Origin of the sequence: Fictibacillus sp. B-59209, assembly GCF_036216745.1 — a bacterium.
GTDB lineage: Bacteria > Bacillota > Bacilli > Bacillales > Fictibacillaceae > Fictibacillus_C > Fictibacillus_C marinisediminis.
The window spans coordinates 69,859-82,023 of record NZ_JARMMC010000013.1 but is presented as its reverse complement, the minus strand read 5'-3'; the positions used below and the strand labels follow the sequence as shown (position 1 = coordinate 82,023).

General features: G+C 43.4%; 11 protein-coding genes. 3 read left to right on the top strand and 8 right to left on the bottom strand.

Translation table 11 applies throughout. The features are described 5' to 3' along the window. Positions 1–289: 289 nt before the first annotated feature. The 8 genes from P4361_RS08970 to dnaA form a co-directional block, all read right to left on the bottom strand. Positions 290–1,378, bottom strand: coding sequence for an HD-GYP domain-containing protein (locus tag P4361_RS08970; protein ID WP_328089100.1), 1,089 nt, complete (start codon positions 1,376–1,378; stop codon positions 290–292). A gap of 92 nt (positions 1,379–1,470) precedes the next feature. Further along, on the bottom strand, positions 1,471–3,996 hold the full coding sequence (gene gyrA / locus P4361_RS08965; RefSeq protein WP_091010084.1) for a DNA gyrase subunit A: 2,526 nt from the start codon (positions 3,994–3,996) through the stop codon (positions 1,471–1,473). Between the two features lie 124 nt (positions 3,997–4,120). Further along, positions 4,121–6,043: a DNA topoisomerase (ATP-hydrolyzing) subunit B gene (gene gyrB / locus P4361_RS08960; protein ID WP_328089099.1), complete on the bottom strand. Its 1,923-nt coding sequence runs from the start codon at positions 6,041–6,043 to the stop codon at positions 4,121–4,123. Between the two features lie 50 nt (positions 6,044–6,093). Next, the gene (gene remB, locus P4361_RS08955; protein ID WP_053356306.1) at positions 6,094–6,363 is read right to left on the bottom strand and encodes an extracellular matrix regulator RemB; all 270 of its coding nucleotides are present in this window, start codon (positions 6,361–6,363) and stop codon (positions 6,094–6,096) included. 8 nt (positions 6,364–6,371) lie between these two features. Next, on the bottom strand, positions 6,372–7,493 hold the full coding sequence (gene recF / locus P4361_RS08950; RefSeq protein WP_328089097.1) for a DNA replication/repair protein RecF: 1,122 nt from the start codon (positions 7,491–7,493) through the stop codon (positions 6,372–6,374). 14 nt (positions 7,494–7,507) lie between these two features. Further along, positions 7,508–7,720, bottom strand: coding sequence for a S4 domain-containing protein YaaA (gene yaaA / locus P4361_RS08945; protein ID WP_053356308.1), 213 nt, complete (start codon positions 7,718–7,720; stop codon positions 7,508–7,510). Between the two features lie 106 nt (positions 7,721–7,826). Further along, positions 7,827–8,969 carry a DNA polymerase III subunit beta gene (gene dnaN, locus P4361_RS08940; protein WP_053356309.1) on the bottom strand — a complete coding sequence of 381 codons (1,143 nt, stop codon included), beginning with the start codon at positions 8,967–8,969 and terminating at the stop codon, positions 7,827–7,829. A 214-nt stretch (positions 8,970–9,183) separates the two neighbouring features. After that, positions 9,184–10,536 (bottom strand): chromosomal replication initiator protein DnaA, encoded by a 1,353-nt coding sequence (gene dnaA / locus P4361_RS08935; RefSeq protein WP_053356310.1) that lies wholly within the window; start codon positions 10,534–10,536, stop codon positions 9,184–9,186. A gap of 761 nt (positions 10,537–11,297) precedes the next feature. Between dnaA and rpmH the strand changes: the two genes are divergently transcribed. From rpmH to yidD, 3 genes are all read left to right on the top strand, one after another. Then, a complete protein-coding gene (rpmH, locus tag P4361_RS08930; RefSeq protein WP_007201576.1) occupies positions 11,298–11,432 on the top strand; it encodes a 50S ribosomal protein L34 in 135 nt (44 codons plus the stop codon). 135 nt (positions 11,433–11,567) lie between these two features. Next, entirely contained in the window at positions 11,568–11,927 is a 360-nt protein-coding gene (gene rnpA / locus P4361_RS08925; protein WP_053356311.1) for a ribonuclease P protein component, read from the top strand. Continuing rightward, complete coding sequence (gene yidD / locus P4361_RS08920; protein ID WP_053356312.1) at positions 11,924–12,154, top strand: membrane protein insertion efficiency factor YidD; 231 nt, start codon at positions 11,924–11,926, stop codon at positions 12,152–12,154. Before rnpA ends, yidD begins: the two co-directional genes overlap by 4 nt. Positions 12,155–12,165: the final 11 nt, after the last annotated feature.

The window sequence follows — 12,165 nt, the reverse complement described above, 5'->3', positions numbered from 1 at the left end:
AAATTGATGGGATTGTAAAATCCCTGACTTACCTGGCTTTTGTTTGGTTTTCAAAGAACAAGTTTGTGCCGCTCGTTTTGGCGACTTTATTAGATTACCATACTAGCATCTATTAAGTCAACCGTTTTTCTGAAAAAGTTTTTATCAGAAGTTCGCCTGAAAGAATAGGCAAAACAAGAAGCTCAATAAATATACCACCATAATGGATCTATTGCAAGTGTTTTTTAAATAAAGCTGTATAAACATAAAAAAAAGAGTCCCTGCTGGCTTTGGGACTCCCTTGCTTCCGTTATTCAGAGAGAACTTCTTCAATAAAGAGATCATTGTTGTCCCTTAAAGAGATAATGGCGGACGATTGATCCAGCTGGATAATCGGTCTCGCAGGATGAGAGTCTTCCTTAAAAACGATAGATCCTGTCTGGCCGTCCGATAGTCTTACTCTCGTCCCTGCTGAAAAGATAGACAATCCGTCCGTCACCGCCCGAATGATAGCTGGATCAAACTGGCCGAATTGATCTTTCATCAATAACTCGATGACTTTAAAAGGACTTATTTTTTTCCGGTAGGGCCTTTCTGAAGTCATCGCAAGGTAGACGTCCGCTGCGGCAAGGATTCTGCTGTAAGGATGAAGCTTGCTTCCATGAACCTTGAGTGGATAGCCGCTACCATCCTGACGTTCATGATGCTGCAGGACCCCGAGAAGAACACCCTCTTTTATAGCAGGCAATTTTTTAAGCATGTTATAGCCTTGGATGGAATGCTGCTTCACTTCTTTAAGCTCATGAAGGTTCAAGGGCCCTTTTTTCTTTAAGATAGCTGGAGATATTTTGGACATGCCGCAGTCGCACAGCGCGCCTGCCACTCCGATCTGGAGACAGTCCCCTCTTGAGAATCCAAGTTTTTTAGCTATGAAAGCACTAAGTACAGAAAGAGACACTGCATGGTGATACAAATAATCGTCTGTATTTTGCGCCTGCTGCATGTCCTTTAATCCCCCAGGCTGGTCCATTCCTTTTTCCACAACAGGTACGATTGCTTTCCTTAATGTAAGCACATCGATTTGAGCACCTGCTCTCCAGTTGGTGAACAGCACTTTAAATCGCTTTACGGCTTCGTTATAGAGAGGCAGGAAGGCACCGGGCATCTCTATAGAAGAAACAGGAGATGGCTTGCTTTTTTCAGGAGCAGTCTTTGTTGTCTGTTTATTTTTGGAAATTTCAGAGACAATTTCAATTTCCCTGATCATGAACAACGATAAAATGTCCAGGTGCTCAGCTGTCAGGACAGTATTCTTCTTTATAATCGGATGATTCGTACGGCCGAAATGATCGGTAGCAAGAACTTGGCCGACTTTTGCCGCTGAAGGATGGATTATCATCTTGATTCCCCGCTTTTTATGTATATGAAATTCATTTTCATTTTACATATAAAAAAGAGGAAAATATATGATTATTTTCCTCTTTTTATCAATTATTCTTCTGTATCGTTTTCATTAGAAGATTCTTCTGGAGCCTGTGTTTCTTCGTGGCCTTCCATTTCTTCTTCCAATCCGTCTTCAATATCTTCATCAAGCTCTTTTTCTACAACCGCAACAGTGGCTACATGGTTGCCTTCGTGCATGGAGATCAATTTCACACCCTGAGTATTTCTTCCCATGGATGAGATGCCTGACATGTTCATACGGATCAGGATGCCGTCAGCGGTAATAATCATGAGGTCTTCATCATTCGTTACCGTTTTAAGCGCGATGATCGCTCCGTTTCGATCGGTGATGTTACAGGTTTTGATTCCTTTTCCGCCGCGTGACTGCAGACGGTATTCTTCCATTGGTGTACGTTTTCCGTAACCTTTTTTGGTAACGATTAATACATCCTGTGCTTCATCGAGAACTTCCATTCCGACGACATAATCGTCTTCGCCAAGAGTTACAGCTTTTACTCCTGCAGCTGTACGGCCCATTGATCGTACATCATCCTCTTTATAGCGAATCGCCATTCCCTGGCTCGTTCCAACGATAATCTCCTTACTGCCATCTGTCAGTTTAACACCCATCAGCTCGTCATCTTCACGCAAGGTAATGGCAAACAGACCGCCTTTTCGGATATTAGCAAACTGAGAAAGCGGAGAACGTTTCGTAATCCCATGTCTCGTCATGAAGTTGAGGTACCACGTATCCTCGAATTCTTCTACAGGAATGACAGCTGAAATCGTTTCATCCCGTTCAACCTGGAGCATGTTGACAATCGGAATTCCTTTTGCCGTTCTGCTCATTTCAGGAATCTCATAACCTTTCAGGCGGTACACTTTACCTTTATTCGTAAAGAAGAGGATCGTATTATGAGAGTTTGTTGTAAAGAGATGTTCCACAAAATCATCTTCACCCGTTCCCATGCCTTGGATGCCGCGGCCGCCTCGACGCTGTGAGCGGTAGGTGGAGATGGGAAGACGCTTAATGTATCCCTTGTTCGTCAAAGTAATGACGACATTTGTTCTTGGAATGAGGTCCTCATCTTCAATCATGTCGAAGCCGACGGTAATGTTCGTACGGCGCGCATCACTGAAGCGTTCTTTGATCTCAGTGAGTTCTTCACGAATGATTTCGAGAATCCTTTCCTCATCTGCCAGGATGGCTTTCAGCTCTGCAATGAGAGCGACAAGCTCTTTATACTCATTTTCAATCTTGTCCCGCTCCAGGCCTGTCAAACGTTGAAGCCTCATTTCCAGGATGGCTTGAGCCTGTTCATAGCTTAGAGAGAATTTCTCCATCAAGCCGTCTCGCGCAATCTCTGTTGTTCTTGAAGAACGGATAAGGGCGATGACTTCATCAAGATGATCCAGCGCAATTCTTAAGCCTTCAAGAATATGAGCACGCGCTTCTGCTTTCCGAAGATCGAACTCGGTTCTGCGGCGGATGATGACCTGCTGATGTTTCAAGTAATAATACAGACATTCTTTAAGGTTCAGTACTTTCGGCTGCCCATCGACCAATGCCAGCATATTGATGCCGAAGCTGGTTTGCAGCGCCGTCTGTTTATAAAGGTTATTTAAGAGTACATTGGCATTCGCATCACGGCGGACTTCGATGACAATACGCATTCCATTTCGGTCTGACTCGTCGCGAAGATCAGTGATGCCGTCAATCTTTTTATCCCTGACCAATTCTGCGATCTTTTCGATCAGGCGGGCTTTGTTGACTTGGTAAGGAATTTCATTAACGATAATCGTACTTTTGCCGTTCGCCTGTTCTTCAATCTCTGCTTTGGCACGGATAATGATGGAGCCTCTTCCAGTCTGGTAAGCTTTCCTGATTCCTTCACGTCCTAAAATTTCACCTGCTGTCGGGAAATCCGGCCCAGGAATGAATTCCATTAGTTCCGGAATAGAAATATCAGGATTTCGGCTGAGTTCCAAAATACCGTCGATGACTTCTCCGAGATGGTGAGGAGGAATATTGGTTGCCATCCCAACAGCAATCCCGGAAGTACCGTTGACCAAGAGGTTTGGAAAACGGGAAGGCATAACAATCGGTTCACGTTCGGAGCCGTCATAGTTATCCTTATAGTCAATCGTGTCCTTGTTGATGTCACGGACCATTTCCATCGCAATTTTTGACATTCTTGCTTCTGTATAACGCATTGCCGCAGCGGCGTCCCCATCCACGGAACCAAAGTTGCCGTGGCCGTCGATCAGCATGTGGCGATATGCAAAATCCTGCGCCATACGAACCATCGTTTCATATACGGCAGAGTCGCCGTGAGGGTGATACTTACCGATAACTTCCCCGACGATACGAGCGGACTTTTTGTACGCTTTATCGGCGGTCATGCCCAGGTCGTTCATCGCATAAAGAATCCGCCGGTGAACAGGCTTCAGTCCGTCACGGACATCAGGAAGTGCACGGCTCACGATAACGCTCATCGCATAATCCATAAATGATGTACGCATTTCCGAGCTGATATTTATTTCCTTCACCCGGGATTGATCTGCTTCAGACATTAGTTCTAACCTCCATTTACTGCATGATCCATAAGAAATTCTCTTTACAGTGCACTCATTTCCTTACAAATAATATCTATAAAAACGGTAAGAGAAACAGGGGTATGCCCTGTTTCCACTGTTGTTAAATATCCAAGTTTTTGACGTAATGGGCATTTTCCTGAATGAAATCACGCCGCGGTTCGACCTTATCCCCCATCAAGATCTCAAAGGTTTCATCCGCTTCCATCGCATCTTTCAGTTCAACCTGCAGCAGCGTTCTTGTTTCTGGATCCATGGTCGTTTCCCACAGCTGAGTGGGATTCATTTCTCCAAGACCTTTATAGCGCTGAACTCCCGGTTTTGGATTCTGCGGGATCTCTTTCATAATTCTATCCATTTCTTTATCGTTATAAGCATATTCAATCCGCTTGCCCTGCTGAATCTTATAAAGAGGCGGCTGTGCGATGTAGATATATCCATTCTCGATGATCGGTCTCATATACCGGTAAAAGAACGTCAGCAGCAGTGTACGGATATGAGCGCCATCGACATCAGCATCCGTCATGATGATAATTTTATGGTATCTCGCTTTTGAAATATCAAAATCTTCACCGATACCCGTACCGAGTGCCGTAATGATGGCTCGGATCTCATTGTTTGATAAGATTTTATCAAGACGTGCTTTTTCTACGTTGATGATTTTTCCCCGCAATGGCAGAATCGCCTGAAAATGGCGGTCGCGCCCTTGTTTGGCTGATCCACCTGCCGAGTCACCCTCAACGATGTACAATTCAGATACGCTGGCGTCCTTTGAAGAACAGTCTGCCAGTTTACCTGGAAGAGAAGAAACATCAAGTGCGCTTTTTCTGCGTGTCAGCTCGCGGGCTTTTTTGGCAGCGACGCGCGCACGAAGCGCCATCATCCCTTTTTCCAGTACCCGCTTGGCGATATTTGGATTTTCCAGCATAAAGGTGGAGAACTGTTCAGAGAATAGAGATTCAGTAATCGTTCTCGCCTCAGAGTTACCAAGTTTCGTTTTCGTCTGTCCTTCAAACTGTGGATCTGGATGCTTGATGGAGATGATGGCAGTCAAACCTTCACGCACATCATCACCCGACAAGTTTGTATCGCTGTCTTTGAACATATTGTTTCGGCGCCCATAATCATTGATGACACGTGTTAACGCGGTTTTAAACCCAGACTCATGGGTTCCGCCTTCATGCGTGTTAATGTTGTTGGCGAAAGAATAGATATTGCTCGTATAGCTGTCGTTATACTGAAGTGCGATCTCTAGAGAGATTCCATCTTTCTCTCCTTCGATGAAGATCGGCTCATGAATGGCTTCACGTGCGCGGTTGATGTGTTCAACGTAGGATTTGATCCCGCCTTCATAATGGTACTCCTGTTCGACTGGCTCTTCTTCGCGCTTGTCCCTAGCGATAATCTTGATTCCGCGATTAAGGTAGGCAAGTTCTCTAATCCTTTGAGAGAGTGTAGCAAAGTCAAATTCCCTCGTTTCCGTAAAGATTTCTTTATCCGGAACAAAGTGAATGATCGTTCCCCGTTTGTCTGTTTCTCCAATCACAGCCAGGTCGGCCGCTGGAACACCGCGGTGGTACTGCTGATAATGAATCTTGCCGTCACGATGGACGGTTACATCCATTTCACTGGAAAGCGCATTTACAACGGACGCACCAACACCATGAAGTCCTCCGGATACTTTATAACCTCCGCCGCCAAATTTACCGCCGGCATGAAGTACGGTCATGATGACCTCTACAGCAGGACGTCCCATTTTTTCTTGAATCCCAACAGGAATACCTCGTCCATTGTCCGTAACAGTAATGCTGTTATCTTTTTCAATCGTGACAGTAATCACATCACAGTAACCAGCCAAAGCTTCATCGATCGAGTTATCGACGATTTCCCACACTAAGTGGTGCAACCCTTTTACGTTCGTGGAACCGATGTACATTCCGGGACGTTTGCGGACAGCTTCGAGCCCTTCTAATACCTGAATATCACTTTCATCATAATGCTGTTCTAATTTCTGATCAGTAGTCATTTTTTCTTCACCTACATTTCGGTTTCGGGAACAATTTCAAATAAAGCCTTTTATTTTAAATACCAGCTATGGGCAAAATCAATACGTTCTCCTGCCCGTTTTTTCAGTGTGATCGAGGATAGAGGGGAGATATAAACCTGTTTCTTTGTGATGATAACGGATTTTGGATTTGTGTCGCATAGATTGACCATGCTTTTCTTTTCTTTGTGCTGCCTTAAAAAGTCGTTCATTAATTCCGAGCTTTCAAGAGCATGGTAATCCAGAATAGCTACGATATCTTTTTGCTGGATCACCGCTTCTTCGCCAATATGAAGTAACATGGTTCACCTCACCTTATCCGTTCAATCGCACCTTGTTCGACATGGTACGTTGCCGCCTTTTCCAGCGTTTCATGATGAATACCTTCCACACTTGTTGTGGTAACAAACGTTTGTACTTTGCCTTGAATAGTGTTCAGCAGATGAGACTGCCTGTAATCATCAAGTTCTGATAAAACGTCATCCAGCAGCAGCAGTGGATATTCCCCGACTTCTGAATGAATGAGATCGATTTCTGCAAGTTTGATCGAAAGCGCAGTAGTTCTCTGCTGGCCCTGTGAACCGAATGTTTGCACATCTTTTCCGTTCACGTGGAAAAGCAGGTCGTCACGGTGCGGTCCGAAAAGAGTGGTCCCTCGCTCTAGTTCTCTATCTTTTATTTTAACAAACTTTTGTTCATAAGCTTCTATCATTTTCGACAAATCTTGCTCTTCACATACCTCAATGGTCGGTTTATATAAAACTTCCAGCCTTTCAAGCCCCCGGCTGATCCCGTGATGGATCGGATCGGCCCAGCTTTGAAGCAGTTTCATATAGCTCATGCGTTTTTCTGTAACTCTTGCAGCCGACTGAATCATTTGTTCAGTCAGGATATCCAGCATGACTCCGTTTTCTTTTGAACGGTTCCGCTGCATATCCCGCAAAAGCGAGTTGCGCTGAGCGAGGACTTTTTGATATTGGGTCAGGTAGTGGAGATATACAGGATTGACCTGTCCGATCTCCATATCGATAAAACGACGTCGCACCTGCGGACTCCCTTTTACAAGATTCAAATCCTCAGGTGCAAACATGACGACATTTAATGCCCCTATATAATCAGTCAGCCTCCGCTGTTCAAGTCCATTGACTTTTGCTTTCTTTCCTTTTTGCGAAATGACCAGGCTTAAACTGAATGGTCCGGTCCTTTTTTGAACCCGTCCTTCTATTTTAGCATATTCTTCGTCCCAATAGATTAATTCTTTATCACGGGGAGTCCTGTGGGATTTAGCCATCGCAAGCACATAGATGGCCTCCATTACATTTGTTTTACCCTGTGCGTTTTCACCAAGAAACACGTTCACTTTGTTTTCAAAGTTAATCTCCTGGGACGAATAATTCCGGTAGTTCCTAATGCTTAATTCTTCAATATACAACGGGATACCCCCATCTATCTCGCTACAGTAAATTCACCTAAATCGGGAACAGAAACCGCATCGCCTTCATAAAGCTTTCTGCCTCTGCGGTTTTCAGGTTCACCGTTAACCAGCACTTCATTCTCTGCTAAATACCATTTTACCATTCCTCCGCTAGAGATGGCATCTACCTGTTTTAAAAGCTGCTGCAGCGTAATATACTCGGTTGTTATTTTTACAGTTTCCATCGTTACACCCCTTTTATAGCTAGTATTTTCATTTTTATCCTCTTTATGAAAAGGCATAAAAGCTGCCGGATAAAGACCAGCAGCTTTTTATGCGTTATTTATGTTCTTAATACGTTCTGACAGGAAGAATGAGCTGTTTAACTGTCTCATTTTCTACAGGTGTGATAAGGAACGGCCGCATAGCACCTGTAAACAAGACTTTAATTTCTGTACAATCCATCGCTTTAAGGGCATCAATCATATACTTCGCGTTGAACGAAATCTTAAGTTCTTCTCCCTCCATCGATTCAGTGATGACATTCTCGTAAACTTTTCCGATTTCCGGTGAGTTGGAAGAGATCTCGACTGTCTGGTTATCCAATGTGGCCAGCTTGACCACATTATTTCTGCCCTCTCTTGCTAAAAGGGAGGCTCGGTCAATCGCCTGCAGGAAATCTTTCGTAGATAATCCGAGTGTTGTTTTGCTCTCACTGGGAAGCAGCTTGCTCGTATCAGGATAATTGCCGTCAAGCAGGCGGGAGAAGAACAATGTATTCTTCGTTTTGAACAGTACTTGATTATCGGTCACAACGATTTGAACCAGTTCACTGGATTCTTCTACGATCTTCGAAAGTTCATTCAGGCTTTTACCTGGAATGACAACATTCTGGAACGATAATTCTTCCGTGTTGCTCTCAATTCTTGCTGTGCGCAGTGCGAGGCGATGGCTGTCTGTTGCTACACAGCTTAATACGCCATCCTCAAGCTTGATGTTCACCCCAGTTAATATAGGGCGTGTTTCTGACGTGGACACCGCGAAGACAGTTTGCCTGATAATTTGGCGAAGCAGATCTCCTTGAATACTGAACACATTTTGTTCTTCAATCTGAGGAAGGCGAGGATATTCTTCAGGATCCAGGCCAACCAGGCTGAATTCGGATGCTCCCGAACGAAGCTTTGTTTCAAAACGTTCTCCGACTTCGATTTCAACCGTATCATTTGGCAGTTTTTTAACGATTTCAGAGAAATACCTTGCTTGCAGCACGATACTTCCTGGTTTTTGAACTTCTAAATTGACAGTTCCGTTCTCTTCCATAGGAATCAAACGTTCAATGGATATATCGGAATCACTGCCGGTTAATGTCATTCCTTCACTATGTACGTCCATTTTGATCCCTGTCAAAATTGGTATCGTTGTTCGTGAAGAAACGGCCTTCATTACATCTTGAACACCTTCAATTAGCTGGCTTCGGTTAATTTGAAATTTCATCGTCATCCCCCTGAACATTTTCATTTTGAAATTGTGTTATATTATTCATTTTTTTTAAATAAAAAATAGTCGTAGTAATAGTAGGGCCTGTGAATCTGTGGATAACTGCAATAAGTTAAAGGAAGAACAGCCTATCCACATGTGGACAGACTGTGTATAAGCATGTACCGGTTATTCACAGTATTCACAGCAAAAACAGGTGCTTATAGAGGCACTACGATTTTAGCTGATCGTGAATTTCCTTGATATTCTTTTGCAGCAGCTGGTCGGAAACCATTAAGTTTGAAATTTTCTCATGAGCGTGCAGGACAGTCGTATGGTCCCTTCCCCCAAATTCTTCGCCGATCTTAGGCAGTGAATTGTCGGTCAGCTCCCTTGCGAGATACATAGCGATCTGTCGAGGAAAGGCAACAGACTTTGTCCTCTTCTTGGCAGTGAAATCTTCAAGCTTGATATTATAATGCCTGCCGACAATCTCTTGAATATGATGAATCGTGATCATACGCGGTTTAGAGGAAGGAATGATGTCCTTCAATGCCTCTGCTGCCAGATCCGCATTCATATCCTGGTTTATAAGAGAAGAATAGGCAACAACACGGATCAAAGCACCTTCCAGTTCACGGATGTTGGTGTCGATTTGATTCGCGATGTAAAGCATCACTTCATTTGGAATGTCCAATCCTTCTGCTTTCGCTTTTTTACGCAGAATCGCAATTCTCGTCTCAAGGTCCGGCGGAGTGATATCTGTAATCAGCCCCCATTCAAAACGGGAACGGAGCCTGTCCTCTAATGTAGGAATCTCTTTTGGAGGACGGTCACTTGAAATAACAATCTGCTTGCTTTCTTCATGAAGAGCGTTGAACGTATGAAAAAATTCTTCCTGAGTCTGTTCTTTTCCCGCCAAAAACTGAATATCATCAATCAATAGAACGTCAACACTCCTGAATTTATTTCTAAATTCGACAGTTTTGTTGTCACGGATCGAGTTAATGAACTCATTTGTAAACTTTTCAGAGGACAAATACGCCACTTTGGCATTGGGTTTATGGTCGATCACATAATGGCCGATCGCATGCATCAAGTGGGTCTTCCCCAAACCTACGCCTCCATAGATAAACAAAGGATTATAGGCTTTGGCGGGAGCTTCAGCCACCGCTAGAGAAGCAGCATGGGCGAATCGGTTCCCTGACCCGATAACGAACCGGTCAAATGTGTACTTCGGATTCAGCATGCTTTGTTTCACTTCTTCTTGCTGCTCTACATTTACTTTTTGTGTTTTCTTTAACACTTTTTCAAGGTCAACTTCTTCTTCCATCTGATTTTGAGGAATGATGAATTTGACATCCAGCGCAGCACCGGTTACATCCTGAAGGGTTTCCGAGATCAGGGTGGAATAACGGGATTCCAGCCAGTCGCGGGCAAACTCGTTCGGTGCAGTAATGATAAGCGTATCATTTTGCAGTGCATGTGCCGCTGTGGACTTCAACCATGTCTCAAAGCTGGGCTTGCTGACCTTCTTTTCCATGGCAGCCAGTGCTTTGTTCCATAGGTCATTAATATTTTCCACCAACTGTCCCTCCTAAAAATATTTATATAAACGAGGCTTTTTCTTCCTTGCGTACAGCTTAAATTCAAAGGCAGCGCGAAAGAAAACCTCAAGACAGTCGAGGGCAATTTTTAATGAGTGAAACCAGATTTGATGTTCCAATCATAAAATAGCCGTCGCGGGTAAAGGTTCATCTTGAGGCTTATAAAGGCACTTTTCACAAAACGCTTGATGTTGTTCAAGCCTTGTACAGCGATATGTATATAATCGAATAAATATACTATTCACAGCAAAAGTGCACAATCTATTAATATAGTAGAAAATCAGTATAAGATAAGTCATACAGAGGATGTGGACAACCTTATAAACATCAATTTTAAACTGTCCACAACTTTATCCACACGCTGTGGATAAAAACATTGTCGCATGAAGTTATCAACGAGTTAAAACACAACAATCATAACAAATAAATCCCATGAATGCAATGTGTTTTTCGTACTTATCCACAACCCCTACAACTTGTGTACGGATGTTGTCCACAGCACTAGATTTTGTGTAAAACTTGTCGATAAAGGGTGTGGATAATGAAAAAAGTGTCGAAAAAAGTATCCACAGGGGGGATGAAAACGAAAACTGCCGTACGGATCAGCAAAAGTTTTACTCTGGGGAGTTTTCCTGTTTTTATAATTAAATTCTGCGAAGACTTGACAAATCGAGGGTAGCATCCTTATACTTACTTAGACTGTCTTTTTTGATATATCCTCAGGGAGGTGTAATATATAATGAAACCAACGTTCCAACCAAATAACCGTAAACGTAAGAAAGTACATGGTTTTCGTGCGCGTATGGCAACTAAGAACGGCCGTAAAGTTCTTGCTCGCCGCCGCCAAAAAGGAAGAAAAGTATTATCTGCATAGGCCACTGACATCAGTGGTCTTTTTTCTGATGTAGGAATAGCAGAAATCAGTTTAGATTAAAATAAGTAACCGATACTGTTAATAGTAATTGAATGAATAAATAAGCCGTATCAGATCCAGGTGGAGTGTTGCCGGATGGAAAAGAAAAAGCGCATCAAGAAAAATGAAGAATTTCAAGAAGTATTTAAAAGAGGAAAATCGTCTGCCAATCGCCAATTTGTAATATATGCGCTGGAAAAAAGCGATCAGCCTCATCTGCGGCTTGGATTATCAGTCAGCAAGCGGGTCGGAAATGCGGTGACCCGGAACCGGATAAAGCGTGTGGTCAAAGAAATCTTCATGAAGCATGAAGAAGAGATCACATCCGGAAGAGATTACATCATTATTGCCAGAAATCCAACAGCAGATATGGATTTTTTTGAGATGGAAAAAAGCCTTCTACACGTTTTACAGCGAGCCGGTTCGATTAGACAGTCTAAGGGAAGGCGAAAATGAAACGGCTTTTTATTTTGATCATCCGTTTTTACCAGCGATTTATTTCCCCAATGACTCCGCCAACTTGCCGGTTTTATCCCACATGTTCGACCTATGGAATTGAAGCAATTCAGCGATTTGGAGCAATCAAAGGAACCTGGCTGACTTTAAAACGTATATTAAAATGCCATCCTTTCCATCCAGGCGGAATTGATCCTGTGCCTGAAAGAAAGAATCGCCGAAAATAAAGAAACAACGC

What these genes read in the sequence shown, in the direction of transcription:
- P4361_RS08970 (WP_328089100.1), bottom strand. Translation starts at nt 1,378, where the DNA reads ATGATAATCCATCCTTCAGCGGCAAAAGTCGGCCAAGTTCTTGCTACC.
- gyrA (WP_091010084.1), bottom strand. Translation starts at nt 3,996, where the DNA reads ATGTCTGAAGCAGATCAATCCCGGGTGAAGGAAATAAATATCAGCTCG.
- gyrB (WP_328089099.1), bottom strand. Translation starts at nt 6,043, where the DNA reads ATGACTACTGATCAGAAATTAGAACAGCATTATGATGAAAGTGATATT.
- remB (WP_053356306.1), bottom strand. Translation starts at nt 6,363, where the DNA reads ATGTTACTTCATATTGGCGAAGAAGCGGTGATCCAGCAAAAAGATATC.
- yaaA (WP_053356308.1), bottom strand. Translation starts at nt 7,720, where the DNA reads ATGGAAACTGTAAAAATAACAACCGAGTATATTACGCTGCAGCAGCTT.
- dnaN (WP_053356309.1), bottom strand. Translation starts at nt 8,969, where the DNA reads ATGAAATTTCAAATTAACCGAAGCCAGCTAATTGAAGGTGTTCAAGAT.
- rpmH (WP_007201576.1), top strand. Translation starts at nt 11,298, where the DNA reads ATGAAACCAACGTTCCAACCAAATAACCGTAAACGTAAGAAAGTACAT.
- rnpA (WP_053356311.1), top strand. Translation starts at nt 11,568, where the DNA reads ATGGAAAAGAAAAAGCGCATCAAGAAAAATGAAGAATTTCAAGAAGTA.
- yidD (WP_053356312.1), top strand. Translation starts at nt 11,924, where the DNA reads ATGAAACGGCTTTTTATTTTGATCATCCGTTTTTACCAGCGATTTATT.